We start from the raw sequence: 26,450 nt of genomic DNA on the forward strand, positions 1-26,450 counted from the left end.
TAGAAAATGGGAAAAATAAAAATAGGATGTGAAACGTACACTTGGGCCATGTCCGGTGATGCTTATAAAAATAAATTGGAGCATATTCTAGGTGTAATGTCCAAGGCCGGTTTTAAAAGCATAGAGCCCGACACGGGTTTTATGAACGGTTTTACAGACCCCCGGGTGTTCAAAGAGGCACTGGATAAAAATAATATCGAACTATCGGTTCTATGTCATGTAGAAGATTGGAGAAATCCTAAGGAGACCGCTGAAGAAAAGCGCAATGCCGATCAGTGGATCGAATTCATGAATTATTTTCCGGAGGCGATTTTGCTTTTGGTTCAAATGCCCGGTGGCGACCGTGAAAATCTGGTAGAACGCCAGCAGAACCTTTTGAGTTGTGTGAACGAGATAGCCACCAGGGCCGCAGGTGAGGGAATTACCTGTTCTTATCACCCCAACTCCCCTATGGGCTCCATTTACCGAACTGAAGAAGATTATAAGATTTTGCTCAATGGGTTGGATAGTAAGGTGATTAAATACACCCCGGATGTGGGTCACATGGCAAAAGGTGGAATGGACCCCCTTAAGGTCATTAAAGAATATAGAGATATAGTCAACTGTGTACACTACAAAGACATGTTCGAGAACGGTAAGTGGGCGCAAATGGGTGAAGGCATTATCGATTTTGAGGGCATCACCAAATACCTAAAAGAGAGCGGTTTTGAAGGTTGGATCATTGTTGAAGATGAATGTGATGAGGCCATCGTAAACCCTGATGGGGTGACCGCTAAAGACGGTATTTATATCGAGGAAGTTTTACGACCTCTCTTGTAAATGAATTTTAACTACAACTTAAATTAAAAACTAAAGAATAATGGCACAAAAGAAAGAACTGCGCATAGCGATGATAGGTACGGGCCTGATGGCCAGAACCCATAGTAACGGTTACAATCGTATTCGTGATTTTTTCCCTGAATTGGAATATAATCCCGTAATGAAAGTGGTATGCTCACGTACCGAATCTAAAGTAAAGGCCTTTGCCGAACAATGGGGTTACGAATCGTACGAAACAGATTGGAAAGAGGTAATCAAACGAGACGATGTTGATGCTATCGATATATGTACCCCAAACGATATGCACGCCGATATTGCCATAGCGGCCGCCGAGGCCGGTAAAATGGTGCTGTGTGAAAAGCCATTGGCCCGCACGGTAGAAGAGGCACAACCTATGGTCGATGCCATTGAAAAAGCCGGAGTGCCAAATACGGTTTTCTATAACTATCGCAGAATTCCTGCAGTTACGTTGATAAAGAATATTATCGATTCAGGAAAATTGGGTAAGATTTTTCACTACAGGGCCAATTTCTTGCAAGATTGGACTATCAGTCCTGATTTGCCACAGGGGGGCGAAGCGCTTTGGCGTTTAGATGTAGATGCTGCGGGTTCAGGGGTAACAGGTGATTTATTGGCACATTGTATTGATGGGGCCATGTGGTTGAACGGACCTATTAAAGATGTATCGGCGGTTACCGAAACATTCATTAAAGAAAGGGTACACCAAGGTACGGGTGAAAAGCAGAAGGTCGGTATTGATGATGCCTGTATCTTTCACTGTCATTTCGAAAACGGTTCACTGGGGCTTTTTGAGGCTACACGGTATGCCCGTGGCCATAAAGCGTTATATACGTTGGAGATTAACGGAGAGCATGCCTCTTTAAGATGGGATCTTCACAATATGAATTACTTGGAAATGTTCGACCATGCAGACGAGGGAATCGTTCGCGGATGGAAAAAAATATTGATAACCGATGGCGACCAACCCTATATGGATCGTTGGTGGATTCCTGGAACTTCTATTGGTTATGAGCATTCTTTCGTTCATCAGGTGGCCGACTTCTTGAAAAGTCTACAAGAAGGAAAGCCTTGTGAGCCTACCTTTAAAAATGCCATGATGACCCAAAAAGTTTGTGAAGCGGTTATCAATTCTGCCAACTCGAAAAGCTGGCAAGATACCGGTCTTTAAAAGACCAAACTAACTTAAAGTAAAATCCCGACCTGATAACGATTATTTCGTATTTGGGTCGGGATTTCTATGTTTAGGTTGGCGGGTTAGAATGGGTAATGAGATAGGTTTGGAAGTTTGCAAAGGCGAATTTATATTGGAAAAAAAGGGACAAAAAACAACATTCGTCCCTTTCAATTAAACTAACTCAAACAACTCAAAAGGGTATCACTCCTTTCAAGTACTATATTACTTCAAAATGGAAGAAATACCATCCTGTACTGTACTGCTTGAAAGGGTCTTTTGGCGTTAAAAGGAAGTAAAATTTTTGTAGTTGTGTCGGATCTTTAAAAATCACCTTGAGTAATAGCAATTTGATGTAGCTCTTGTCTTGACCTCTTAAATAGAAATTCAGTATTAGGTTAAGAACTTCAGGCTGTTTGTAGATACAATGGGCTAGCATATTTTGCGTTAATTGTAGAGTAGTGCAACTCAAAATGAACAAAACTTTCAGAATTTTAATAATGTTGACCCTGATATTTGTTGGGGTAATTCTAGGTGGTATTCTTGGCTTTTATGGTCTTTTTTGGATTTGTCAATATTTAGATGGGCAAGAGGCCGAAAGAGCGGCCAGCGGAGGAGGGTATGTCGCCGTTGGATGGATTTTCCTTTTTGTTACCATACCTTTTGGATCTTTAATTGGAGGGATTACAGGATTTTTTGGTTATAAAATACTCAAGGTTAAGTTCTTAAAAGCTACTTAATTTCAAATTTTAAACATTCTTTTTTGGCCTAATTTTTGATAAAATAGAGTGTTGAGAAACCATTTTATTTAGGACATTCATTCATTTTAGTATTGAATAAAAATCATTTTTTGGTTCGTTCATCGGTGTTTTTTGCATTAAAATCCATTTTAACATTGATAAATTCCTAAATCTGAAAAAAAAGACCTAAATTCAAGGCCAAACAGAATCCAAACCTTAACCACTATTTTGATGAATTACCTCCGATATCATACCTCGTATTTGAGTTCCTTGCACTTTCAAGAAAATTTATCTGCCAAAAGTTAGGCAGTGCCTTTTTTTAATATTTAGAGCTGCCCCAATACTTTCGGTCGACTACCGAAAGAAGTGAACATAATTAATTTAACCGGTACATGCTATCCTATGATAGAAACATTTACTGACAAAAAAGGGTGGAACCAAGTGATTGAAAGCATCGGCAAGTTTGACTTCTATCACACTTATGAGTACCACCGTCTTTTAGCAAAGAACAACGATATACCCGCGCTGATAAAGTATACAGAGGGGGACACGCTAATTGCCCTACCTTTGATTTTTCGAAAAATTTCTGGAACCGATTATTATGATGCTACTTCGGTTTACGGTTATGCTGGGCCTATTGAAAAAAGAGGGAGCTATTTTGAACAAAGTGCTTTCAAAAACGAATTACATCAATTTTTGTTCAAGCATAAGGTGATATCGGTCTTTTCAAGATTGCACCCTTATATAGATGGTCAGTCTCATACATTAAAAGATCTGGGGGAAATTTGCTTTCATAACTTGGTGGTGAATATCGATTTGACCCAAACGTTGGATGAACAGCGTTCAAGATTCAACAAAAGGCTTAAGACTTATATTAATAAGGCTAGAAGAGAGTGTGGCGTCATTGAAGCAACTACCACACAGCATATTCGGGAATTTGCTGCGATGTACAACGAAAACATGTTAAGGGTAGGGGCTGAGAAAACCTATTTTTTTGATGAGCAATACTTCATTGACCTTCTAAAAAAGGGAAAATTCAACACGCAACTCTTATTGGTGGTACATAATGAGACCGAAGAGATTATTTCGGGAGCTATTTTTGTAAAGACGCAAAACGTTGTACAATACCATCTTTCTGGTAGTAAAACTGATTACTTACATCTAAACCCTTTGAAACTGCTCATAGATGAGATGCGAATTATAGCCACCCAACAAGGTTATACGTATTTTAATTTGGGAGGAGGAAAATCTGGTAGTGAAGACTCACTTTTTTACTTTAAGTCAAGCTTTTCAAAAGATTTTCGACCGTTCTATTTATGGAAGTATGTGGTAAATAAAGAGGTTTATGAGCAACTTTCTAATAAGAGCTTCGATAGTACTTTGAAAACGAACGTCTTCAAAACTTGCGACTACTTTCCAGCCTATCGCAGTATGGCGCGAACCCTTTGATTTATAAACTTTTAGACAAAGTAGATATAAAAAACCACCGTGAGGTGGTTTTTATTTATTGTGCAATGAGCTCTTTTTTAAAATGATGATTTAAAAAAGACTTGTAGCGACTAAGTTCTTTGGGAACATCTGCATTTTTTTCCATGTCGTGAAAGTGTAAAGAGTCAAGATGTTCTAAACCAATAAACTGGTTCATTTTGTGAAAACCGAAAAGAACGCCTTTATCGACACTGGTCTGGTCGAAGAACTCACCTTTCCATTCAAAAGCTTCCTGTGGCGCGTTCCAGCTGGTGGTTAGTAAATATTTTCTGCCGTTCAGTTGGCCTCCTGTTCCATAATTAATAGCCGGATTTTTTCGGGTTCTACCATCGCTGTGGTATATGCCTTTCTGATGCCCTTCCGTAAGAACTTTATCAAGATATTCTTTGAATTTAAAGGGTATTTGAAACCACCAAACAGGCGTATGATAAATAATTACATCGGCCCATTTCAACTTTTCGACTTCTCCTAAAGTGTCATAAGCCTCATCTACCTGAGTGGTCTTAATTTCATACTCATCTAAACCATTAAAGTAATTGACATCTTCATTAAGAAGCGTTTTGTTAAATAGACCTGGTGAGTGTGCGAATTGATGTCCGCCATTGATTATAAGAATTCGTGTCATATCGATTTGTTTCTAATTTGAAGCAAAATTAACACGAGACTATTCATTATTAAAATAATATAAATTATACATTTGTATTATAAAAATAATAGTATGGTTAACTTAGAATGGTATCGCACTTTTGTCGCTATTTATGAAAACCATACCTTGACAAAGGCTGCCAAATCGTTATACACATCTCAACCTGGGGTGAGTTTGCATTTGAATGCTTTGGAGGCCTACGTGGGTCGAAAGCTCTTTGAGCGTACTTCTCGTAAAATGATACCTACCGAAGAGGGTAAGCAACTGTATAATTTTGTATTAGAACCGTTGGAAAAGCTTGGTAGGGCCGAGCAGCACTTTAAAAAAACTTCAAAAGAGCAGGTGCCTTCGGTACATATTGGTATGTGTACGGAAACTTTTCAAGCCATTCTTGAACCAGAAATCGCCCAGTTCAATTTCAATCTGGTGGCTAAATTCGGCAACCATCAAGATTTAATCAAAGATTTGAACAACGGTTTGTTAGATTTGGTCATTACCCCTCGCATCAACAACCGATCAACCTTGGTAGAGTACGAACCATTTTCAAAAGAGACCATCATTTTGGTGGCCGGTTCAAAAACAAAAATTCCAGAAATTGAAAGTGCTTTAGGTGATAAGCAAAAAGCCAAAATCGAAGAAACTTTAAAAAACAATACCTGGTATAGTGCCTCAAATGAAATGGAACATTTCATACGATTTTGGTTCGACAATTTTAAGAGAAGACCCGATTTTAAACCAAACTTTATTTTACCTAATATCAGTTCTATTATACGTAGTTTAAGTGGTAAAGAAGGTTTGGCTGTAGTTCCTGATTTTTTGGTTGAAAATGAGCTTGAGTCTAAGCAAATCAAGGTGATTTGGAAAGGTGATGTAACCGTCGATAATACGCTCTATTTTGCGACTCGAACCGATTTGCAGTTCAAGAAAGAAGTGGCGGTCATAAAATCTATCTTCAAAGATAAAATGGGAGGTAAACTTTAAAAACCTGTAGATTTCTTACTTATCAAAGGGGGATAATATAATTACCTAATCTACTCAGCACTTATTTTTGGTATGCTATTCTTAGAATTTACACGTATTTTTCTTGCGATGTAAGAACTAACAATAGCACTTTTTATAAATTCTGAGGTGCCTGACCAATAGAGTTGAACAGTTTGGCTTTGGCCGAATAGAATTTATTTTGAATTTCGTTACGTTTTAGGGTAGCATCGATTAATTTACTTTCTCTCGAATTGACTAAAAATAGCGAGCTTTCTCCCAACATGAATTTGCGCTCTTCGGCGGATAACATTCGTTCGTAATTATCGACCATATCGCCCATCAGTAGTTGCTGCGTTTCATAAGAATCTAACTCTTGATATAGCCCGACAATTTTATTCCGAATCTTTATTTCCGCATTATCATAATCTAATCGGGCGTACTGTAATTTTATTTTGGCCAATTTAAGGTCACCTCTTTCCTTTCTTAAAAACAACGGCAGACTGAATGAAAGACCTGCTTTATAAGCATCGTCTTGAAAAGAATTGATGTATTCCGGTGTTTCCGTCAAAAAGTTATACTCCAAATCGATTTTTGGTAGCAGCTTATTGGTTTTAAGTCGTTTATCTACTACCAAACTCTGAACTTTGAAATCTAAAGACCTTAGTTTCGGATGGTTTTCCATAGGAAAACTGTCGAGTGGTTTTCCGGCAATCTCCAACGTAGTGTCCACTATGCCATCTATTTGAATGTCGGGAACGACTTCAGGTTGCAGTTCGACCGGTACATTATCCAACCACAAAAAAGAAGAGAGCTCAAGTGATGCATGGATCAAACTAATTTTTGATTGTTCTAATCGAAGTTGCCTGTCCTGAACCGTTATCTTTGCCTCTACCGTGTCGATGGCGGCAAGTTCGCCAGAGAGTGCACTAGTTCTTATACTCTCAAAACGAATCTCGGCATTTGATAAAAACTGACTGAACGTTTGTTGGTCGCGATAGGCTTGAAGCCATTTAAAGTAGGCCATTGATGCCTCATAAAGTATTTGGTTGACCTGCAGGTCGCGATCTACCTTCGATTGCTCCCTAAAAATCTTGGCCTTTTTTAAAGTTGCCATTCTGTCGTTCATCCAAAGACCTTGACCGACGGACACGGTTACCCCGGCGCTGTATAGACCATCTTCAGGAACATTGTCCATAGGGTTTAAATACTCACCTTCGTTCTGGTCGTACTTGGCCTTAAAATCGATACCATACCATACCGGAATTTTAAAGGTTGAATTCAGCTTTTCGTAGTACTCCGTTCCCTTGAAAAGCTTTTTATTATAATCGACCTCAATTTTAGGATCAAATGCACCTCGTGATTTCATCAATTCGGCTTGTCCAGAGTCTATGGTGAGCTCGGCCTGTCTCGCTACGGGATGAAATTTTTTGACAAAGGCCAAATACTCATTGAACTTTAAGACGGTCTGGGGTTCTTGACCAGACATGCTGAAGGCGACTAAAAAGAATATAAAGAGAATTTTTATTCGCATTACTTTTTAGTTTTATCCGTTGCGTTGGCAGGTTGGTAATAGTTCGGTGGAAAACCACTTAACTGTCTCCAGATTTCGTACCATATCGGAACATCGTCAAGAAGTGCAATGGTATTGGCACCGGATCCTACCCTTAAATCTTTCGGCCAAGCCCTGTCTTCGGGGTCAGGAGCTAGCAACACCCTGTATTTGCCATTTTGACTGATGAAGGTTTCTACGGCAACCACTTTACCTCCAAAAGTACCGTATGAAGTATTGGGCCATCCGCTAAAAACAATAGCCGGCCATCCATCGAACAAAATACGTACCTCACCACCTACATGAATTAACGGTAAATCGATAGGGTCCACGTAGGTTTCCACACCAATATCAAAATCTGCCGGCATGATATTGACCAGTTGTTCACCCTCTTTAAAGGTTTCGCCGACACCTGACTTGATTGCTTTGTTGATGTAACCACTTTGAGGGGCCCTGATGTAATGAAGAGAGCTACGGATGTCGTAATTGGAATATTGATTTTCAAGTTTGCTGACCTGGGCCTCAGAATCGTATTGATTTGATTGGGCCGTATACATGTCACTCTCAGATTTAGCTATTTTATCGGCATAGGAAGCTCTGAGACGATTGATTTCCATTTCTGCATTGATAACTTCATTTTTAGAAGCCAGTAATTTATTTTCTTGTGAAATCAATTTGGCTTGGGTTTCTTGAAGTTTTAATCTTTTTTCCTCGACATCTTTCACAGCCTTCAACCCTTCTTCTTGCAATTGAACAACTCGATCGTATTGTCGCTCGGCAATGTCGATATTGGTTTGTGCAGCAATTAGGTCGATACTATCACTTTTCACCTTCAACCTTGATTGTGTCAACTTGTTCTTTGACTGTTCAAGTTTAAGTTCGCGCTCTTGCCTTAATGCCGAAATTTGCTGCCTCAAAGCATTTACTTTGCCTTGGTATGATTGTACCGATAGACTTTTTGCCTTGATTTGCTCTCCTGTACGTTCAACCAGTTTGGGATCCATGTATTCATTTTTCACTTCGGATATGAATAAGACGGTATCTCCCTTTTGAACATAATCACCTTCGTTCACGTACCATTTTTCAATTTTTCCAGGAATTGGCGATTGAATGGTTTGAGGTCTGTGCTCAGGGCTAAGGGTTGTCAAATAACCATTTCCGCGAACATTTTGTGTCCATGGTAGAAGCAAAACAATGATTCCGAAAATGGCCGATCCGAGAAGAAACCGGTTCAAATGCTTGTAATGCCTTTGGTGAAATACCCGCTCGGTCGATTTAAAGCCCGTCAAGTGTACTGTTTTGTTCAGTGGATTTTTAGATATATTGAGCATGGCTTTTTATTTTATCGATACAATTTTTCCTCTTTCCATGGTCACGACGGTCTGGCAGCGTTCTAACCATCTGTCGTCTTGACTGGCTACCACCAATGCCCATGGATTTTCTTTTTCGGTCAGGAAGTCCATAATCCGGGTAGCTTCCAACTTATCGAAAAGATTTAGAGGGTCTTTTAATAGCAATATTTTAGGTCTGCGAACGATACTTCTTGCCAAGACAATCTTTTTGGCCACGGTATGCGGTATTTGTTTCCCCTCGGGATAAATGATGGTCTTCAGACCTAAGGGTTGTTCTTTCACGAATTGTAAAAGCCCCACTTTGTCCAATGCCCAATGAAGGTCTTTTTGGGGGATGGTTTTATCACCGAAAGTGATATTTTCCCAAATGGTTCCCTCAAAAGGAGTCTCTTCAGTAAGCGACTGCCCTAAAAGTGCCCGGTAATGATTGTAATTGACTCCGTTTAGCGAAATATCGTTCACATAAATATTTCCTCCGGTCGGCTCGGTAATACCGGCAATCATGCGAAGCAAGGTCGATTTTCCGGCACCGTTCGGTCCGGTAATCATAATCGAACTGTGTGGTTCTATTTTTAGCGACATATCTTCCAATATGGTCTTTCCACCCGAAACACTTAAAGAAACATTATCCAACTCAACGGTCATATCTTCCGCAGGGTTGATAGGTTGGTCACCGTCTTGATCTTCAAGGTCTTTATCGACCACTTGCCCCATTTTTTCTAAAGAGGTCAAAAGGTCATAAAACGTTTCAAGGCCCCTAATAAGCTTTTCCACAGAGGTGATTACCAAAAGAATAATGATTTCAGCCGCTACGAACTGCCCGATGTTCATTTCTTGATTAAGTACTAAAAGCCCCCCGATCAAAAGAAGACCCGCGGTAACCAAAACCTTGAAACCAATCATTTGAATAAACTGTAACAGCAAAACTCTAAAGTGGTTCTCACGTGCTTCAAGATAATCGGCAACCAAAAGGTCGTTTTTCGATACAGCATGCGCCGTTTTGCCCGATAATTTGAAGCTTACCAATGAACGGGCTACTTCTTGTATCCAATGGGCGACCTTATACTTGAGTTTAGACTCATCTAAGCTGGTGTCCATACCCTTTTGAGCGGTAAATTTGAATACCACATAAATCAATAAAATGAGCAATAGCCCGTAGATGATAAAGAAAGGATGGTAAAATGAGAGCAATATGAGACCGAATAGAATCTGAAGTATCGATGCCGGAAAGTCCAATAATATTTTTGACAAACCCTTCTGAACGTTTAGCGTATCAAAAAAACGATTGGCAAGTTCCGGGGGGTAATAATCTCTTAACTCGCTCATTTTTATTTTTGGAAACCTATAGGTAAAATCGAAGGACGATCGCACAAATATTTTTTGCTGAAGATTCTCAATAATACGTATCTGCATTATCTGTAAAAGCCCGCCAAAGGCCACGCCACCTGTTACCAAAACGACCAGAATGATCCAAGAGGTGCTTACTTTAGCACCTTGTATTAGGTTGATAATGGCCTGAATACCTACCGGGAGTGATAAATTGACCAGACCGGCAAAAATGGCATAATAAAAAGTTTGATAAACATCGCGCTTGTCTAATTTAAGAAGCCCGATGAGGCGCTGCCAAGCGGTAAGTACATTTTTGGCCATGCAATTATATGTTTAGTGATTTAAAGACCAAATCATCAAAAAATGAATTCGGACCCTGTTTTTCGCTGCAATTGGTCAATGAGGGAAAATGGCTTTTAAGAAAGCGTTGGTGCAAAGACCCTTCAAGAACATTGCTTGCCAAACTTTTAGGAAAAGGGTAACTCTCATCTACCTCTAATATCATTGAGCTCAGGCGATTGATCAATCTTTTGTAAATGGCGAAATAACCCTCTCGATTCTCGCTATCTACTTCTTTTGTCAAATATGATTTTGAATATTCGTTTACTACTATGTTGTTCAACTTCACCTCGTCTATATGCGAGTAAGTGGCGTCGAACTTTACGGGCCATGTAACGATCTTAATGGCTTTTTTTAGCTTTTCTTTCACGTTGGGCATGTTATTGGTGCCAAAAACCAACTGGCATTCTAACCAGCCCCAATGCCAAGAAGTAAGGTATAACAGCAACTTATGTTTGTTCTCAAAATACCGGTAAATTGAACTTTCGTTACTGGCTATTTTTACCCCTAGTTTTTTAAATGTAAAATGCTCAAAGCCGATTTCATCGATAAGCAATATGCTTTCTTTTACGATTCGTTTGCCTAAATCGCTCGTCTCGGGATCCTTTATGTACAGCCCTTCGTTGATTTGAATTTTTAAAGATTTTAAAAGATGGTCCATCATTTGTGTAGTTGAGAAGCGCAAAATTAATAGTAATACTATTATTAATTAAAAGTTTAACTTTTGTTTATGGATATTGTTTAAGTAAATGATTCGATGAATCTAGTTTTTGCCAAGTAGTTAAAATGGTGACATAATTCTTTGGGAAAGGCTGTTGTAATGAATTTTACTAGGAGATAAAGTTATTTAAGATGTTGATTTACAAGTGTTTTTGGAGTAGTATGCTACGGGGTGCTTCTGAGAGCCCATTACGAGGTTTTATCTTCTACTCTAGAAGGATTTCCATCATTTTTTGGGATATATGAGAAATGACCGCTAAACAAAATGATTTGATAAGGTTCATTTTTGAATATTAACTTGTGGGTATCACATTAGAAATATACCCTTAATTATGCCCTAAGAAGCTATTCAGTGTATCACTGCCTACCCGCACCGAAAATCTCATCTAACCGAATTTCTTTATCTTCAATAAAAGATTTTCCCGAAAATGAATGCTGAAGCCCTATTAGCCCATTTTGAGTCTTATTTACCCTTTGAGGAAGATGAAAAAAGTTTGATAAAAAGCAGAATTACGCATAAAGCGGTTAAAAGAAGGGAATTCATTCTGCAAACGGGCGAAGTCTGTAAATACTACACCTTTGTGGTAAAGGGCATATTAAGACTATTTGTTTTAGATGAAGAAGGTAAAGAACACAATATTCTCTTTGCCGGGGAGAATGAATGGATTTCGGATATTACGAGTTTTCATGCTACAAAGCCGGGAGTGTCCAATATACAGGCCTTAGAGTCTTCTGAAATTATTCAGATAGCCCAACAAGATCTCTATTTTCTTTATATAAACATTCAAAAGTTAGATAGAATCTTTAAGGTGATTACCGAGGAAAAATATGTTGAGCTACAGAACCGGGTGTTTCATACGATAAGCTCAACCGCTCATCAACGGTATTTGGCTTTTTTAGAGCAATACCCCAAATTGGCCTATAGATTACCCAACACCCAAATCGCTTCGTATTTGGGAATTACTCCTGAATTTTTAAGTATGATCAGGAAAGAGATGGTAAAGTCTGATTAGGGTAAGCCTGTTAAAAGTCGGTATAAATCAAATACACATGAGGGATTGAAAATAAGTTTGATTTTTATACTTTAACGGTATGAGCAAAACCAATTCTGCCCCGTCAACAAATTTTCTGAACAATTTAAAAAGAAAAGGAGCTATAGTGATAGAGATTCAACCTCATGCCAAAGGGTTTTTGAATTATTCTCGTAAAGGTTTTTATAAGATTGCTTTGGTAACGGGAAAAGCACTGATAAATCAAGCTCATGAAAAAATTCATCTTGATGGAACCTACCTGCGCTTTTCTACACCATATATTCCCTATTCTTCAGAAGTTCTTTCAGAAAAGTGGGAAGGTTATGCCTGTTACTTTTTGGAAGAATTTTTGTATCCCGGCCACCGGGTCAGCATTATGCAGAAAACCCCTTTGTTCAAAATCGGGGCAGCACCTGCTGTAAAGCTCACTATAGAACAAAAAGATAAAATTGCTTCTATTTTCCAAAATATGTTACATGAACAGTCAAGCACATACAAATTTAAGAATGATGTACTTAGGTCTCATATTAACTTATTGATTCATGAATCGATTAAAATAGATGACACCCTAAATTTTAAGCCTTATCAAAAAGCACCTATTAGAATTACATCGCGCTTTTTTGATTTACTGGAAGAACAGTTTCCTGTTGTAAGTCCATTAAAGCCTATAAAATTGGTCAGTGCCAGTGACTTTGCCGAGTGTATTTCTGTTCATGTTAATTACCTTAATAGAATGGTTAAGGATACAACAGGTAAAACGACGAGTCATCTCATCGCAGAACGGATTATTAAAGAAGCTGTTGCACTTTTGAAACAAACAGACTGGACAATTTCTGAAATAGCTCTTGCCTTAGGTTTTATTCAGTCAAATTATTTTAGTTCATTTTTTAAAAGGCACATAGGTCAAACTCCACAGGAATATAGAAGAGAATAGTTTTATTTTCAAAGTTCTTGGTTTGATTATTATATATATGGCTTATCATATCCATTTAATTTTGAAAATGACTTTAAAATTTAAATAATGGGCCACTCAAAAATCTATCTTACCATACTAACACTTACAACCGTATTTTTCTTGAGTTGTAACTCAAATCAAACCAGTAATTCAAAAGAACAGTGGTTCACTCATAGAGGAGACCTGGAAAGTTCAAATTATTCTGGGGCTGAACAGATAAAGGTTGATAATGTTAAAGACATAGAATTAGCTTGGTCTTTTAATATGAACGATATGCCAGATGGTTCTAGGGCTGGTTTAAGCCAATGTACCCCAATTGTTGTAAAAGGGGTGATGTACACGATGTCCGCAAAGGCCATTTTATATGCCCTTGATGCGGCCACCGGTAAGCAAATTTGGCAATTCGACCCTTTTAATGGCCAACAAGGCGGAGGTACCGTTCGTGGGGTTGCCTATTGGGAGAAAAATGGCGATAGTCGTATTCTATTCGGGGCGGGCCCTACATTGATAGCTGTTAATGCGGAAGATGGAAAACCTATTACCGACTTTGGTAAAAACGGAGCGGTTGATTTGCGAATAGGTCTGAGGGATGATCCTTCTGATCTGTTTACTGCCCTGACTTCTCCGGGGGTAATTTATGAAGACCTTTATATTGTAGGAGGTAGGTTAGAAGATCTTTATGGCTCTCCTCCCGGTTATATAAGAGCCTATAATGTAATCACCGGTGAGTTAACTTGGACATTTCATACCATACCTAAGCCGGGTGAGCCAGGTTATGAAACTTGGCCAAAAGAAGCCTACAAAACTGCTGGTGGTGCAAATAATTGGGCAGGAATGAGTGTAGATACTAAAAGAGGGTTGGTCTTCGCTTCTCTGGGTTCACCTTCTTATGATTTTTATGGGGCCGATAGATTGGGGCAAAATCTTTATGGTAATTGCGTCTTAGCCTTAGATGCAGCAACAGGAGATTATGTTTGGCACTACCAGACGGTGCATCACGATTTGTGGGACTATGACCTACCCGCACCACCTAACTTGGTTACCTTAAAAAAAGATGGAATAGATATAGATGCAGTGGCGCAGATTACTAAACAAGGGTTTGTTTTCGTATTGGATCGTGACACAGGCGAGCCCATTTTTCCCATAGAAGAAAAGTCGGTACCGGAATCATTTATGCCAGGGGAAAAAGCATGGCCCACACAACCCTTTCCAACAAGGCCTCTACCGTTTGCACGACAATATATGACGGTTGAAGATTTAAATGATGTCTCAGCTGAAAATAATCTAGCGCTTCAAAAACAGTTCGATTCACTTAGGTATGAGGGTATGTACACTCCGCCAGATTTAAAAGGAACCGTTATGATACCCGGTACCCGTGGTGGTGCCCAATGGGGCGGAGCGGCTTTTGATAAGGAAACCAATACCTTATATATCCGCTCTATGGATGTTGCCGAACTGATTACCATAGTAGAAAGAGACCCGGCAAAAATTAAGGCTACGTCAACCATTGAACAGGGTGGCAATTTGTATAAGAACTATTGTGCCGCTTGCCATGGCGCCAACCGTCAAGGTAATGGCGCGGTTTTTCCTGAACTAACCAACGTTAAATCAAGACTTTCAAAAGAAATAGCCAAAACAAAAATTACCGGGGGCGTTGGTCAAATGCCTGGCTTTTCTAGGGCTTTGACCGATGATGAAATTGAATCGTTATTGGCATTTTTATATGAGGAAGAAGACAGGGTAATTTCTGAAGAAGCGGCTTCCACTTCCCAAAATGACAAAATTGAATACTATAATATTTCTGGATACACTACTTGGATAGATCAAAGCGGTAACCCTGCCATAAAACCACCTTGGGGCACCCTACATTCTCTAGATTTATCAAGCGGGGAATATAACTGGCAAGTTCCTTTGGGAAATAATCCGGAATTGCAAAAAGATGGAGCACCATTAACAGGACTTGAGGGAAAATCAGGACCTATAGTCACTGCTGGCGGACTAATTTTTATTGGTGGGGCAGAAGATAAGCTGCTTAGAGCAATAGATAAATCTAACGGCCAAACTTTATGGGAATATGAGCTGCCTGCCATGGCAAATGCCACGGCTTGTACCTATGAAGTAGGTGGCAAACAATATGTTTCCATATCCGTTGGAGGAACAACGGAAAACCCTTCTGGTTCGGTGATGGCCTTTGCCTTAAAATAAAGTTGTTGAACCAAAGAAATTAAAAGCTAGTAAAGTTTTTATAAATCATTACAATTAAATAATTTAACATTCATGAATAGAAAATTTTATTTTTTGTCCGTTTTCTTCCTAGTTGTCGCGTCATGTAAAAATGATAAAAAGACTATGAATAATTCAGATACTGAAGTTATTGAAGAATCTAATATCATGCTGCCAAATATATTAACCGATGAAGAAAAATCGGAAGGGTGGTCTTTGTTATTTGACGGAGAGACTACCGAGGGTTGGCATTTGTATAATGATGTTGATGCTAAGCCAATTTGGGCAGCGATAGATGGTATACTTACTTGTGATCCTTTGAACGGTAATGGTGAGCATGGAGATTTGGTATCTGATCAATCCTACGAAAACTATGATTTTACCTTTGAATGGAAGATGACGGAAAGCGGTAACAGCGGTGTTTTTGTGAATGTTCATGAAAATGAAGAATTTGAAGAGGCCTGGTTTACCGGTCCGGAATATCAATTGTTGGATGCCAGTAATAAAGACTTTTCAATCGAAGAAAAGAGATCAGGTTGTCTTTATGGCTATGCTCCGCAATTAACCCCAACACCTACGAAAGCCGTTGGTGAGTGGAACACGGCTCGAATTATACAAGAAAATGGTAAAATAGAATTCTACTTGAATGGAAACCTTACGGCAAAAGCCGATTTTAATTCGCAAGAATGGAAAGATTATGTCGCCAATTCTGGCTTTAAGAACTTCCCTCATTTCGGTGCATCTACCAAGGGGCATATAACTTTGCAAGAATGGACATCCCCTGTTTGGTTTCGAAACCTAAAAATTAAAGAGCTGTAAATCCTGGTAAAGGCGACACCTACAAAGAACTAAAGGGCAATCAAAGCGATAAAATCGATGATTGCCTTTTTTATTTTCAAGAACTGTAGATGATATAAGTAAAACCGACTATGCATCACATTAGATGCAAATTCTTAAACTACTTTAAGGGCAGAAAGTATATGGGTGTCTCATTTTTGTAGCGAATTAAAAATGAAGCATTTCCATGAAATATTTACTTTCCATTCTCACACTTTTTTGTGGTGCGGTATTAACCCAAGCACAAACAATCAAACTAAAAAAACAATCTTTTGAGTTACATAATGTAACGGGGTCTATCATCAAATTTGAAGGTAATAAAGTCTTAAAAATCGAAAGGGACTAGAAGCTATTCCCTTTGATGAAAATAATATTGAAGCCACGGTAGATGAACCCCACTATGCGCGTTTAGTTGGTCTTGAAGATTTTGAAAATGGCTCTATTGAAGTTAAAATGTACAGCCAATTACAAGACCCTGCGCCTTACCCCGGTATTGCTGGTTTTATAGGCGTTTATTTTCGTATTCAGCCCGATGATTCGGCCTTTGAGGGTATTTACGTTCGCCCTAAAGTAGGTCGCGTAAACAATCAGCAGTACCGAAACCATGCGGTTCAGTACATTTCGTATCCGAACGCCAAGTTTGACATGCTCAGAAAATCTGACCCTGGTAAATACGAAGGCTCCGCTCCCGTAGCCCTTAAAGAATGGATTACCATGCGTATTGAGGTAAACGGTGATTTTGCCGAGATGTACATCAACAATGCTAAATACTCCACTTTTGTGGTAGATAAAATGCTCGGAAAACATAAGATTGGTGGGGTAGGGCTGTATGTTGACATAGGAACCATTGGGTATTTTAAAGATTTAAAGATTACTAAACGAGCCTTTGACCCCACCAAGAACAAAGAGGTTAAAGTGGATGATATTTGATTTCTTAAACTAGTTTAAGGGTAAAACACCTTGCTACCAAAGACCTTTGTTTTAAAATTAAAACACGAGTACAATGAGAAAGAAAATTGTAAAAAACAGCTTGATCGCACCTTTATTTTTATTTAGCGTATTGACCAATGCCCAAAGCAATGAAGAGCAAAAAGTAGCACAAACCGTAAAAGATTACTTTGCTGCGTTGAATGCCTCAAACATCGATGAATTAGTTAAACAGTTTACCAAAAAAGCGGTACTGCTTCCTACTGGAGCACCAACTGCAACGGGCACTGAAGAACTAATTGGCAATTATACCTATGTATTCAACACCATTGATTTTGACCTAGAAGTAACCATTGCCGATGTAGTTATTGCTGGTGATTATGCCTTTGTACGTTCTACCTCTAAAGGAACCATCCTTTTGAAAAAGGAAAATCAAAAATTAGCGCAAGACTTTAGGGAAGTGTTTATCTTGAAAAAATTAAATAACTATTGGAAAATCGATACCTATTCTTACAATCAATCAAAATAATTTAATCCTCTAACAGTATTCAACATGAAAAAATCACTCGTAATCCTATCCCTAATTTTGGGCGCTTTTGGCTCAGTTCATGCACAAACCGTATCCAGCCTCATAGAAGATTGGGAAAGGGCAAAGGCCTATACCTTAGAATATTTAGAAGCCATGCCTGCCGATAAATATGATTTTAAACCCACCGAAGACATTCGCTCTTTTTCGCAGCAAATGCTACACTTGACCGATGCCAATTACGGGTTTACATCGGCCGCGGTAGGAATTGAAAGCCCCATAGGTCAGGGAGAATCAGAAAAAAGCACCGACACCTCTAAAGAAAATGTAACCCAATTGGTAACCGATGGGTATGATTTTGTCATTAAGGGATTGAACGGAATGACCGATGCAGAATTAAAAGAAAGCATACAGTTATTCGGAAGATTCAAAATGACTAAAGCACAGGCTTTTGCTAAATTGTTCGAGCACCAAACCCATCATAGAGGACAAACAACTATTTACATTCGAATGGCCGGGATTACCCCACCTAACGAAAAATTATTTTAATCGATTATGAAAAAATACATTTTGGCTACAATATCATTTATTGTGGCAACGGCTATCAATGCACAATCTTTAACTTTTAAAAAACAAGAGTTTGAGCTTAAACATGTCACCGCTTCCATAGAAAAGGTAAAGGGAAAAAAGGCTATTAAAGTAGAACGAGATTTAGAAGCTTTGCCATTTGACCTTAAAAATTTAGGATCTACTGTAGATGAACCTACCTATGTTAAGCTAAAGAATGTTACTTTGGCAAATGGCACCATAGAGGTAAAATTATTGAGCAGGGTTCAGGCCAACACCACTTTTAAAGGTGCACAAGGTTTTATTGGGGTTGCATTTAGAATCAATGACGATGATAGTGCTTACGAATCCATTTACCTAAGACCCCGTGTTGGTAGATCAGATAGTCAATTTGCACGTAACCGTACAGTGCAATATTACGCCTACCCGGACCATAAATTCGACGTTTTACGTAACGAAACCAAAAAAGATTACGAAACCGCAGCACCTATTGCTTTAGACGAGTGGATTACCATGCGTTTGGAAATAAAGGACAAAAAGGTAAAAATGTTTCTTAATAATGAAGAATATGCCACCATGGTCATTGATGAAATGTTAGGAAGCACTAAAGAAGGCGCTATTGCACTTTGGGTAGATATTGGTACCGAAGGCTATTTTAGAGATTTGAAAGTAATTCAAGAATAAAAAATGAAATCACTTATTGTTTTAGCATTCCTACTGGTAGAAAATTCTCTTTGCTATTCTCAAACAAACACCAAAATACCCTACGGCAACAACCCAAAGGCAGGACATTATGTGCAAGCCGATGACGCTAAACTATATTATGAAGTGTACGGTGAAGGTAAAACCTTAATCATTTTACACGGTGGCATTTTAGGTTATATGGACGAGATGACCGATTTTATTGATAGGCTACAAAAAGACTACCAGGTAATCGCTATGGCTACCCGAGGGCATGGTAAATCTGAAATTGGCAGCAAGCCCATTACCTATGAACGTAGGGCCAACGATGTGTTGGCCGTTATCAATGCGGTAACCCAAGACAGCGTTATCGTATTGGGTTTTAGTGATGGGGCGTATACGGCCTATAAAGTGGCAAGCCTATTTCCTGAGCGAGTCAAAAAGATGGTCGCCATTGGCGCAGGCGAACAAACACCTGGCCTGCGTACCGTGAATTTTAATGGCCCCATTTTTGACCCCAATAATGAAATTTGGACGCAAAAGAAAAAGCTGATGCCCGAACCAGACCGATTAGTGCAATTCTGGAGGGATATGGAGCAGTTTTACAATTCTATGGCGGCGGATAAAGCTTTGTTCATGAGCATTAAATGTTCAACTTTGGTCTTGTCTGGTGAACTGGACCGTAATGCGCCACTGGCCACGGTAATCGCGGCCTACCAGATGATTCCGAACAGTCAACTAGCAATTATACCCAACACAGGGCATGTTACCTTTATGGAAAATTTTGATACTGTTTGGGCGTGTATAGAACCTTTTTTGTCCGTAGAATAGATAGAATCATTTTTTGAAGAGTTAAAAAAGGGTCTATTTTAAATTCTAAAGGGTTTATTGCTCCGTTTTATCTTTGGGTGAGATTCTGTACCGAATCTCGGTAGGTTTCACCTACGGCCAGTTCTTTATCCCCCAAATAAATACTATTCTTTCGAATCGCCGTAATTTCGTTAATAGCTACCGAATAAGAGCGATGTATTCGAATGAATAGATTTTCAGGTAACTGACCTTCCAATTCTTTAAAGGTCATTCGAACCACTAAAGGTCGTTCAGATTTTTTTAGATGAAACTTGATATAGTCCCCATAACCTTTCATCCAGATGATATCATCAAATTTTATTTTCACCTGACTGTGATCAGAATTTACGAAGAAGTGGTCAGATGGTTGGCTTTTTTGTAAAGACTTGGGCGCTTCCTTTAATTCTTTCAACTCTTTCGCACGGTTGCAAGCTCGCATAAATCGGTCTAAGGGTACAGGTTTTACCAAATAATCGACAACATCTAAATCGTAGCTATCTACGGCGTATTGAGAGTAGGCTGTTATAAAAATGACCAGTGGACGTTCTTTTAGGCCAGAAATATATTGAAGGCCCGTCATGCCAGGCATTTGAATGTCGATAAAAATGAGGTCTGTCTGCTCTTTCTGCATTAGCTCCATAGCCTCAAAACAATTATTGCACGTACCCACGAGCTCTAAAAAAGGCAGTTTTGAAATATTGTCTTCCAGTAAGCTTAATGCCAATGGTTCATCATCGACCGCAATACATCTGATCATGACTTATAAGTTAACTTTAAATCTACTTTAAACCATTCGCCATCAGAATCTATTTCTAGTTCGTGCATGCCGTCATATAGTAATTGAAGCCTGCGTTTAACATTGGCCAGCCCGATACCCGAAACGCCGTCTTTTGTAGTATTTTGGGTCTCATACCTATTCTTGACCTCAAAATGTAGGCGACCTTTGTCGCTAATGATATGAATGGCTATTTCCGGCTTTTTCAACATTCCCGTGCCATGCTTGAAAGCGTTCTCAACAAACGGAATCAAAAGCATCGGTTCTATGGTGTGCCAGTCTTCTATTTCATGAATATTCAGATTAAGCTGTAGTCGGTCACCAATTCGTAACTGTTGCAGTTCAATGTAGCTTTTCAAGTATTCTATTTCACTTTTTAAAAGCACTTTCTCCTCTGTTTGATACAGCATGTACTTCATAATCGAAGATAATTTGTGAATCGTGGGCTCAAGTTGATTGCTTTTTAACCGTGCCATAGCGACCATATTGTTGAGTACGTTGAACAAAAAGTGCGGACTTATCTGCGTACGAAGAAAAGAGAGTTCAGATTTTAAGGTTTCGTTATTTGCCTCTTGTACCAACTGCTCGGTTTTTGCCCTGTCCTGAACCGTTTTTACTATGATACTGACAAGTGTGGTCAAGAGAAATACGATGGAATTATGCCACGCAGAGCCTAAAAATTGAAATTCTATCGAATCGCTCACAAATAAGTGAAAGACCAACCGGCGCACGCCCAAAACACCTAGGTACATGATCAGTTGCAATAAGATGAACAAAAGGTACTTTCCGCGAAAAAGTAATTTGGGAATGATTACTTGTGTGTTCAGGTAGAAGAACAGCATCCAGAAAAAAAGCATGAAAGAGTTGAGGTATAAAAAGGCCCAATCTCTATCAGAAAGGGGACTTTCGTTTTCACGCATCCATGCAAAAAGAAAAGGTAGCAGAATCAAAATGCCCCAAACCACTATATGAGGAATGATATTTCTATATTTTTTCGGAATATTAAAGTTGAAGTTCATCATCTGGGCAAATACAGCATAAGATACTAATTTAGTCAACTCTTCAGAAAGTTGATCTAAGTTCGGTTCATAAACAAGGCGACCTGGGGCAAATACCCTAGGTCACCTATAACAAACAATGACGTAGTTACGACATCAATCTTAATTCTTTATTTTTTGGCGATATACCTTATCGCCTTGTACAACCACTACCTCGTAAGTGCCTTTTAATGCCTTTTCAAAGTTATAACTGCGTTCAACCGTCAAATCTCCTTCAAACTTATCTTCGTGGGTAATATATCCATCTGGGTTGATGATGTTGACAAGAACAGGCTTTCTCTCAAGGTTTAGAAGGCTAAGGTTCAGGCGGCCATCTTTAGCCTGAAAAATTTCGTGAGCGGCATCTTCTTTGGTATCCAATATGGTTAATTGGCTTTTATCTACATCTAAGGTGTACTTAAGAGATTTGTCCTTCATCTTTACCATGAATAAATAGCGGCCATCCGCTAGCTCTTCAAGATTAAAAGATTTAGAGTAGTTGCTATAGACCTCTTCTTTGAACAAGGTCTGAAGATTGTTGTCTAGAATAGTAATTTTTGCCTCTTCCTGCGAATTGCCAATCTCTAAAAGAACACTCTTTTTAGATTCTGACTTTTTTAGTTCAACGATGGGGTTATTGGCCATTGCGGCCAATGGGGCAATCAATGCGACACCGATAAGTGCATACTTTTTAATTGTTTTCATCTCTTTATATATTTTAGGTTTATATTAGATTTTGGTTCAAAAGTAGGGCGAGATGTAGGGCCAAATGAGAAAATGAGACGAAACCGAAAAAGTCTGCGACGAACTCGGAAAATAGAAGCGATGTACACCATCGTATTTCTTGTAATCTATTCTTTTTGAGCAGGTTGTTTTCTGTTTTTTTATGGAAAGGAAACTGTAAAAAGGGGAGTAGGTAATCCTTTTTCTGATGATAAATAAAGACTCAAATGAAGATATCTAAATCGTATGCTGAACATTATAAATGGGGAGATGAGTGTTGTGGGTGGCATTTGGTAAAATCACCCGATTTAAGCATTATCGAAGAGTTAATGCCGTCTGGAACAGTTGAAAAAAGGCATTATCACCAAAAAGCGCAACAATTTTTCAGAATACTGAGTGGTAAAGCTACTTTTGAGATTGATGGTGAAACGGTTGTTGTAGATGAAGGCAATGGCATTCATATACCCCCTAAATCGGTTCACCGAATCAGAAATGATGAAAATGTCGATTTAATCTTCTTGGTTATCTCGCAACCTACTACAAGAGGTGACCGTTTTGATTTGGAGGAATAGGATGGTAAGTGGCAGGTGAATTTTAAGGCGTAGAAGGTTTTAGGCGATAGAAATAAGGGGCTTTGTTATTGGCGCCGGTATATTTTTTTTCCAAACGTTCTAAAACTCCTAAATCCAACATTTTCTTTTGAAAGTTATTTCTTCTAAAAGGGCGATCGTAGACGGCCTCATAGACCTGTTGAATTTCTTTCATGGTAAATTTATCGGGTAGCAAATTGAAACCGAGAAGATTTTCATCTAAGTTAAGTTGCAAGGCCCTATAAGCCTTTGATGTTTGTTCGTTGTGGTCAAATATCAAATCGGGAAGCTCATTAAAATCGTACCATTCCAATGAATGGTCTAAACCACTTTTATTTAGTTGTACTTTATTGATATCAACTAAGGCATAATAGCCGATCGAGATGAATCTTTTTGAGAACCAAGTCAATCGCTCGTTTCCCATTTCATCGTTAGGCTTTAATTCTGGGTTGAAGGCAAACAGCTGGGCCATAAATTTTGAATAGTTTCTGTCTTTTTCACCAAACACCCAAAATTGTTGAAGATAAATTTCTTTGAGGCCTGTTCTTTCTGTCAATATGCGATGTGCAGACTGATCGATACTTTCATTCTGATAAACGAAACCAGCAGGCAGGGCCAAGAAATCACCTTTGAAATTTAATTGTGATATGAGAACCTTTAGCCGTTTCTCTTGGTAGCCAAAAATGGTACAATCAATAGAAAGTTGTGAAATTAGTTCGTCTGCTTCATAAATTCTCATAGCCCATCAATTACTTATAGGTTGATTCAAAATTAAATCTAGCCTTTTTCATTTTAATGATTTTCAAAGATAAATTTTATTGTCTTTTTAAAAGACAATAAAAAATTTTAATATATTTGATTGATTCTGTAGTGGTTAAGAATAGGGAAGGGTTACTGGTTAAAGTTAGGGCTCGAAAGCACCTCCCTATACATCATTAAGTCGAAGATTTAAATTAAGCCTTCATATAGCCTTTAACATTTTCAAATATGCCAACTTAAACACCTTTTTATGAGATACAAATATTTAGTCTTGACCCCTTTCTTACTAGTCATTTATTCCTGTAAAGAAACTAAAAGTGATGAACTGAAAACACCTAAGCTTGAACTTGAGAGCTTAAAACATATCGCCGATGTCGAGGAGCGGTATCAATCGGTAAATGTAGAAATGTGCGAAGTAGTGGGAGGGGAATTTTGGATTCCCTATGATTTAATCGATACGGCAGCGGTTAAAGCAAGGGGTTTTTCAGCATTAAAGAGAAAGATACCGGCCATTGATTTATACGATGAGAAGTTAAGGATGCTTACTTCGGCTTTGGGCCCCATGTATATTAGGGTGAGTGGTACTTGGGCAAATACGACTTATTTTCAGGATAATGACCTACCTAAAATGACAAAAGCTCCAGAGGGTTACGAAAATGTCTTGACCCGAAAAGAATGGAAGGGCGTTATCGATTTTTGTCAATATTTAGATGCAAAACTGGTTACTTCATTCGCCATAAGTGAGGGAATGCGTGATCAGAAAGGAAATTGGACCAATGCACAGATAAAACCCTTATTGGAATATACCAACCTACTCAAAGGTGAGATATATGCATCTGAAATGTTCAACGAACCGTCTCACTCAAGTCATGGTGGGGCACCGGAAAATTATGACGCCATTGATTATGCCAACGACTTTAAAGCCTTTAAAGAATATGTCTCTGTTGCTGCGCCAGACATGAAAATACTAGGGCCGGGATCAACAGGGGAGGGAGGTATACTTGGGGGTAACGATTCTACAATTACCACAGATAAAATTCTATCGGCCAAGCCTATTCCTGAATTTGATATTTTTAGTTATCATTTCTATGGAGGTGTATCTCAACGATGTATGGGGCAATTAAGCCCAGAGAACGCTTTAAATGATGAATGGCTCTCTAAAACAGAAGATGGCCTAAAGTTCTATGAAGAAGTACGTGACACTTACTTACCAGATGCCCCCATTTGGTTAACCGAAACGGCCGAAGCCGCCTGTGGGGGGAATCCTTGGGCTGTCACTTTTCTTGATACTTTCCGGTATTTAGAACAAATGGGCAGATTGGCAAAAAAAGGTGTTCAAGTGGTAATGCACAATACATTGGCTGCTAGCGAATATGCTTTGCTAGAGCAAGACACACACGACCCAAGACCGAACTATTGGGCAGCCCTGTTATGGGGTAGACTTATGGGTACCCAAGTTTTCGATATGACAATTAATATCGAGGGCATAAATGTATATGTCCATAATTTGAAAGGTGCTAACGGTTATGCCGCTTTACTGATCAATCCTTCAGAAAAGGCCGTTGATTTTCACTTGACTCAAAATGCAGAGCAATATTTGCTTACCGCAAAAGAATTGGTTTCTAAAGAAATTCAATTAAATGGAAAAGTTCTAAAGTTAGAATCCGATACGACCATGCCCGATATCAAAGGTGTTTCCGTTTCAAAGGGTGAACTATCCGTTCCTGCGCATAGCATTATGTTTTTGACCTTTCAAGGAAAATAGGGTAGGGGCCAAGACTTTCCGGTAATTTATAAAGTTGCACATTTTTTAGCGTCAAATCAGAGACTATATCAATTCAAATGACGAAACTCTTTGGGTGAATGCCCAACTTGCTTTTTGAACAAGCGGCTAAAGTGCTGCGGATATTTGAAACCTAGCTCGTACGCAATTTCGCTAACAGATTTGTTGGGATCAAAAACCTTGCTTTTGGCCACATCTATCAATTTTGATTGAATGTATTCTTGGGCAGAGTTTCCTGTTTCTTTTTTTACCAAATCACCGAAATAATTGGAAGACAAACTTAATTGGTCGGCAAAATACCCTACCGAAGGTAGACCATGCTTTTGGGGTTTCTCAGAATTAAGGTAATCGCTCAATAACGAATCAAACTTTTGCAATGCACCTTGATGCGGAATTTCCCTTGTTAAAAATTGACGGTCGTAAAAACGAAGACAATAATCGAGCAATAATTCAATATTACTTACAATCAGCTTTTTGCTGTGCTTATCTAAGTTTTGCTCTAACTCGTACTGAATTTTGTCCAAAACACTAAGAATAAGACTTTGTTCCCTAGCCGATAGGTGCAATGCCTCCCTTACACTATAGGAGAAATATTTATAGCTTTTCATTTTACGTTCCAAATCGGTGCCTAATAATAAATCAGGATGAAAAACCAATGCATAGCCTTTAGGCACATAATCGGGATCATAACTTAATCCCACTTTTTGACCAGGTTCAACAAAGACCATAGAGCCTTCATCAAAATCATACTCTCCGCCGCCGTATTTCAATTTACAGTTCTTGGCCATTTTTAAGAAAACGGCATAACAATCGTAATGCAGGCTATCATATAGATAATCAGGATGTGAATTTGATTTCTCATAATCTAAAACTCCTATAAGTGGGTGATCAGGTTTTGAATTTCGCCAGTTAAAGTAATCGGCTACCGATTTAATATGATACACATTTTCCATATCAAAAATTGAATTATATGATAAAGATAAGTGATTGAACAATGCTTGTCACCTGTCGACCATCGAATCGGTAATAATG

The 26,450-nt window shown here is 38.7% G+C and carries 26 protein-coding genes; 16 read left to right on the plus strand and 10 right to left on the minus strand.

Going from position 1 to position 26,450, the window contains the following annotated elements:
• Nucleotides 1-6: 6 nt before the first annotated feature.
• From IL356_RS15345 to IL356_RS15360, 4 genes are all read left to right on the plus strand, one after another.
• Nucleotides 7-819 (plus strand): sugar phosphate isomerase/epimerase family protein, encoded by an 813-nt coding sequence (locus tag IL356_RS15345; protein WP_121848402.1) that lies wholly within the window; start codon nt 7-9, stop codon nt 817-819.
• Between the two features lie 40 nt (nt 820-859).
• Nucleotides 860-2,008, plus strand: a complete 1,149-nt coding sequence (locus tag IL356_RS15350; RefSeq protein ID WP_121848403.1) for a Gfo/Idh/MocA family protein — start codon at nt 860-862, stop codon at nt 2,006-2,008.
• A 476-nt stretch (nt 2,009-2,484) separates the two neighbouring features.
• Nucleotides 2,485-2,751: a hypothetical protein gene (locus tag IL356_RS15355; RefSeq protein WP_121848405.1), complete on the plus strand. Its 267-nt coding sequence runs from the start codon at nt 2,485-2,487 to the stop codon at nt 2,749-2,751.
• A 402-nt stretch (nt 2,752-3,153) separates the two neighbouring features.
• Entirely contained in the window at nt 3,154-4,200 is a 1,047-nt protein-coding gene (locus IL356_RS15360; protein ID WP_121848406.1) for a lipid II:glycine glycyltransferase FemX, read from the plus strand.
• 55 nt (nt 4,201-4,255) lie between these two features.
• Here the strand turns inward: IL356_RS15360 and IL356_RS15365 are convergent, their stop codons facing one another.
• Nucleotides 4,256-4,864 carry an NAD(P)H-dependent oxidoreductase gene (locus tag IL356_RS15365; protein ID WP_121848407.1) on the minus strand — a complete coding sequence of 203 codons (609 nt, stop codon included), beginning with the start codon at nt 4,862-4,864 and terminating at the stop codon, nt 4,256-4,258.
• 93 nt (nt 4,865-4,957) lie between these two features.
• Here IL356_RS15365 and IL356_RS15370 point away from each other — a divergent pair, with 93 nt between their 5' ends.
• The gene (locus IL356_RS15370; RefSeq protein WP_121848408.1) at nt 4,958-5,866 is read left to right on the plus strand and encodes a LysR family transcriptional regulator; all 909 of its coding nucleotides are present in this window, start codon (nt 4,958-4,960) and stop codon (nt 5,864-5,866) included.
• A gap of 133 nt (nt 5,867-5,999) precedes the next feature.
• Here the strand turns inward: IL356_RS15370 and IL356_RS15375 are convergent, their stop codons facing one another.
• The 4 genes from IL356_RS15375 to IL356_RS15390 are packed head-to-tail and all read right to left on the minus strand — an operon-like array spanning nt 6,000 to nt 11,096.
• Nucleotides 6,000-7,397 (minus strand): TolC family protein, encoded by a 1,398-nt coding sequence (locus IL356_RS15375; protein WP_121848409.1) that lies wholly within the window; start codon nt 7,395-7,397, stop codon nt 6,000-6,002.
• On the minus strand, nt 7,397-8,746 hold the full coding sequence (locus tag IL356_RS15380) for an HlyD family secretion protein (RefSeq protein WP_121848410.1): 1,350 nt from the start codon (nt 8,744-8,746) through the stop codon (nt 7,397-7,399). Before IL356_RS15380 ends, IL356_RS15375 begins: the two co-directional genes overlap by 1 nt.
• A gap of 6 nt (nt 8,747-8,752) precedes the next feature.
• Nucleotides 8,753-10,417: a peptidase domain-containing ABC transporter gene (locus IL356_RS15385; RefSeq protein ID WP_121848411.1), complete on the minus strand. Its 1,665-nt coding sequence runs from the start codon at nt 10,415-10,417 to the stop codon at nt 8,753-8,755.
• A 4-nt stretch (nt 10,418-10,421) separates the two neighbouring features.
• Nucleotides 10,422-11,096: a TetR/AcrR family transcriptional regulator gene (locus IL356_RS15390; RefSeq protein ID WP_121850664.1), complete on the minus strand. Its 675-nt coding sequence runs from the start codon at nt 11,094-11,096 to the stop codon at nt 10,422-10,424.
• A gap of 487 nt (nt 11,097-11,583) precedes the next feature.
• Between IL356_RS15390 and IL356_RS15395 the strand changes: the two genes are divergently transcribed.
• From IL356_RS15395 to IL356_RS15435, 9 genes are all read left to right on the plus strand, one after another.
• Nucleotides 11,584-12,168 (plus strand): Crp/Fnr family transcriptional regulator, encoded by a 585-nt coding sequence (locus IL356_RS15395; protein WP_121848412.1) that lies wholly within the window; start codon nt 11,584-11,586, stop codon nt 12,166-12,168.
• A 79-nt stretch (nt 12,169-12,247) separates the two neighbouring features.
• A complete protein-coding gene (locus IL356_RS15400; protein ID WP_121848413.1) occupies nt 12,248-13,120 on the plus strand; it encodes a helix-turn-helix domain-containing protein in 873 nt (290 codons plus the stop codon).
• 87 nt (nt 13,121-13,207) lie between these two features.
• The gene (locus IL356_RS15405) at nt 13,208-15,346 is read left to right on the plus strand and encodes an outer membrane protein assembly factor BamB family protein (protein WP_121848414.1); all 2,139 of its coding nucleotides are present in this window, start codon (nt 13,208-13,210) and stop codon (nt 15,344-15,346) included.
• A gap of 144 nt (nt 15,347-15,490) precedes the next feature.
• On the plus strand, nt 15,491-16,183 hold the full coding sequence (locus IL356_RS15410; protein ID WP_225621513.1) for a 3-keto-disaccharide hydrolase: 693 nt from the start codon (nt 15,491-15,493) through the stop codon (nt 16,181-16,183).
• Between the two features lie 471 nt (nt 16,184-16,654).
• Complete coding sequence (locus IL356_RS15415; protein WP_121848416.1) at nt 16,655-17,131, plus strand: hypothetical protein; 477 nt, start codon at nt 16,655-16,657, stop codon at nt 17,129-17,131.
• Nucleotides 17,132-17,204: 73 nt separating this feature from the next.
• Nucleotides 17,205-17,657, plus strand: a complete 453-nt coding sequence (locus tag IL356_RS15420) for a YybH family protein (protein ID WP_121848417.1) — start codon at nt 17,205-17,207, stop codon at nt 17,655-17,657.
• 24 nt (nt 17,658-17,681) lie between these two features.
• Nucleotides 17,682-18,203 carry a DinB family protein gene (locus IL356_RS15425; protein ID WP_121848418.1) on the plus strand — a complete coding sequence of 174 codons (522 nt, stop codon included), beginning with the start codon at nt 17,682-17,684 and terminating at the stop codon, nt 18,201-18,203.
• A 6-nt stretch (nt 18,204-18,209) separates the two neighbouring features.
• Nucleotides 18,210-18,905 (plus strand): family 16 glycoside hydrolase, encoded by a 696-nt coding sequence (locus tag IL356_RS15430; protein ID WP_121848419.1) that lies wholly within the window; start codon nt 18,210-18,212, stop codon nt 18,903-18,905.
• Between the two features lie 3 nt (nt 18,906-18,908).
• A complete protein-coding gene (locus IL356_RS15435; RefSeq protein ID WP_121848420.1) occupies nt 18,909-19,733 on the plus strand; it encodes an alpha/beta fold hydrolase in 825 nt (274 codons plus the stop codon).
• A 67-nt stretch (nt 19,734-19,800) separates the two neighbouring features.
• Here the strand turns inward: IL356_RS15435 and IL356_RS15440 are convergent, their stop codons facing one another.
• The 3 genes from IL356_RS15440 to IL356_RS15450 all read right to left on the minus strand — a co-directional run bounded on the left by IL356_RS15440 (nt 19,801) and on the right by IL356_RS15450 (nt 22,268).
• The gene (locus tag IL356_RS15440) at nt 19,801-20,508 is read right to left on the minus strand and encodes a LytR/AlgR family response regulator transcription factor (RefSeq protein ID WP_121848421.1); all 708 of its coding nucleotides are present in this window, start codon (nt 20,506-20,508) and stop codon (nt 19,801-19,803) included.
• Complete coding sequence (locus IL356_RS15445; RefSeq protein WP_162987849.1) at nt 20,505-21,584, minus strand: sensor histidine kinase; 1,080 nt, start codon at nt 21,582-21,584, stop codon at nt 20,505-20,507. The genes IL356_RS15440 and IL356_RS15445 overlap by 4 nt, the downstream gene beginning before the upstream one ends.
• 102 nt (nt 21,585-21,686) lie before the next feature.
• Complete coding sequence (locus tag IL356_RS15450) at nt 21,687-22,268, minus strand: hypothetical protein (protein WP_121848423.1); 582 nt, start codon at nt 22,266-22,268, stop codon at nt 21,687-21,689.
• Between the two features lie 245 nt (nt 22,269-22,513).
• Here IL356_RS15450 and IL356_RS15455 point away from each other — a divergent pair, with 245 nt between their 5' ends.
• Complete coding sequence (locus IL356_RS15455) at nt 22,514-22,858, plus strand: cupin domain-containing protein (protein ID WP_121848424.1); 345 nt, start codon at nt 22,514-22,516, stop codon at nt 22,856-22,858.
• Nucleotides 22,859-22,880: 22 nt separating this feature from the next.
• Here the strand turns inward: IL356_RS15455 and IL356_RS15460 are convergent, their stop codons facing one another.
• Nucleotides 22,881-23,615: an NUDIX hydrolase gene (locus tag IL356_RS15460; RefSeq protein ID WP_121848425.1), complete on the minus strand. Its 735-nt coding sequence runs from the start codon at nt 23,613-23,615 to the stop codon at nt 22,881-22,883.
• 270 nt (nt 23,616-23,885) lie between these two features.
• Between IL356_RS15460 and IL356_RS15465 the strand changes: the two genes are divergently transcribed.
• Complete coding sequence (locus IL356_RS15465; protein ID WP_121848426.1) at nt 23,886-25,400, plus strand: hypothetical protein; 1,515 nt, start codon at nt 23,886-23,888, stop codon at nt 25,398-25,400.
• Nucleotides 25,401-25,468: 68 nt separating this feature from the next.
• Here the strand turns inward: IL356_RS15465 and IL356_RS15470 are convergent, their stop codons facing one another.
• Entirely contained in the window at nt 25,469-26,371 is a 903-nt protein-coding gene (locus tag IL356_RS15470) for a helix-turn-helix domain-containing protein (protein ID WP_121848427.1), read from the minus strand.
• Between the last annotated feature and the right edge of the window lie 79 nt (nt 26,372-26,450).

This window comes from Euzebyella marina (assembly GCF_014855515.1).
In the GTDB taxonomy this organism is placed as follows: domain Bacteria; phylum Bacteroidota; class Bacteroidia; order Flavobacteriales; family Flavobacteriaceae; genus Euzebyella; species Euzebyella marina.

Excerpts from the sequence above, each read along its gene's own strand:
- IL356_RS15395 (WP_121848412.1), top strand. The coding sequence starts at position 11,584 with ATGAATGCTGAAGCCCTATTAGCCCATTTTGAGTCTTATTTACCCTTT.
- IL356_RS15360 (WP_121848406.1), top strand. The coding sequence starts at position 3,154 with ATGATAGAAACATTTACTGACAAAAAAGGGTGGAACCAAGTGATTGAA.
- IL356_RS15430 (WP_121848419.1), top strand. The coding sequence starts at position 18,210 with ATGAAAAAATACATTTTGGCTACAATATCATTTATTGTGGCAACGGCT.
- IL356_RS15355 (WP_121848405.1), top strand. The coding sequence starts at position 2,485 with ATGAACAAAACTTTCAGAATTTTAATAATGTTGACCCTGATATTTGTT.
- IL356_RS15375 (WP_121848409.1), bottom strand. The coding sequence starts at position 7,397 with ATGCGAATAAAAATTCTCTTTATATTCTTTTTAGTCGCCTTCAGCATG.
- IL356_RS15425 (WP_121848418.1), top strand. The coding sequence starts at position 17,682 with ATGAAAAAATCACTCGTAATCCTATCCCTAATTTTGGGCGCTTTTGGC.
- IL356_RS15420 (WP_121848417.1), top strand. The coding sequence starts at position 17,205 with ATGAGAAAGAAAATTGTAAAAAACAGCTTGATCGCACCTTTATTTTTA.
- IL356_RS15365 (WP_121848407.1), bottom strand. The coding sequence starts at position 4,864 with ATGACACGAATTCTTATAATCAATGGCGGACATCAATTCGCACACTCA.
- IL356_RS15345 (WP_121848402.1), top strand. The coding sequence starts at position 7 with ATGGGAAAAATAAAAATAGGATGTGAAACGTACACTTGGGCCATGTCC.
- IL356_RS15400 (WP_121848413.1), top strand. The coding sequence starts at position 12,248 with ATGAGCAAAACCAATTCTGCCCCGTCAACAAATTTTCTGAACAATTTA.
- IL356_RS15415 (WP_121848416.1), top strand. The coding sequence starts at position 16,655 with ATGTACAGCCAATTACAAGACCCTGCGCCTTACCCCGGTATTGCTGGT.
- IL356_RS15450 (WP_121848423.1), bottom strand. The coding sequence starts at position 22,268 with ATGAAAACAATTAAAAAGTATGCACTTATCGGTGTCGCATTGATTGCC.
- IL356_RS15435 (WP_121848420.1), top strand. The coding sequence starts at position 18,909 with ATGAAATCACTTATTGTTTTAGCATTCCTACTGGTAGAAAATTCTCTT.
- IL356_RS15410 (WP_225621513.1), top strand. The coding sequence starts at position 15,491 with ATGAATAATTCAGATACTGAAGTTATTGAAGAATCTAATATCATGCTG.
- IL356_RS15455 (WP_121848424.1), top strand. The coding sequence starts at position 22,514 with ATGAAGATATCTAAATCGTATGCTGAACATTATAAATGGGGAGATGAG.
- IL356_RS15460 (WP_121848425.1), bottom strand. The coding sequence starts at position 23,615 with ATGAGAATTTATGAAGCAGACGAACTAATTTCACAACTTTCTATTGAT.
- IL356_RS15470 (WP_121848427.1), bottom strand. The coding sequence starts at position 26,371 with ATGGAAAATGTGTATCATATTAAATCGGTAGCCGATTACTTTAACTGG.
- IL356_RS15405 (WP_121848414.1), top strand. The coding sequence starts at position 13,208 with ATGGGCCACTCAAAAATCTATCTTACCATACTAACACTTACAACCGTA.
- IL356_RS15385 (WP_121848411.1), bottom strand. The coding sequence starts at position 10,417 with ATGGCCAAAAATGTACTTACCGCTTGGCAGCGCCTCATCGGGCTTCTT.
- IL356_RS15465 (WP_121848426.1), top strand. The coding sequence starts at position 23,886 with ATGAGATACAAATATTTAGTCTTGACCCCTTTCTTACTAGTCATTTAT.
- IL356_RS15350 (WP_121848403.1), top strand. The coding sequence starts at position 860 with ATGGCACAAAAGAAAGAACTGCGCATAGCGATGATAGGTACGGGCCTG.
- IL356_RS15390 (WP_121850664.1), bottom strand. The coding sequence starts at position 11,096 with ATGGACCATCTTTTAAAATCTTTAAAAATTCAAATCAACGAAGGGCTG.
- IL356_RS15440 (WP_121848421.1), bottom strand. The coding sequence starts at position 20,508 with ATGATCAGATGTATTGCGGTCGATGATGAACCATTGGCATTAAGCTTA.
- IL356_RS15370 (WP_121848408.1), top strand. The coding sequence starts at position 4,958 with ATGGTTAACTTAGAATGGTATCGCACTTTTGTCGCTATTTATGAAAAC.
- IL356_RS15380 (WP_121848410.1), bottom strand. The coding sequence starts at position 8,746 with ATGCTCAATATATCTAAAAATCCACTGAACAAAACAGTACACTTGACG.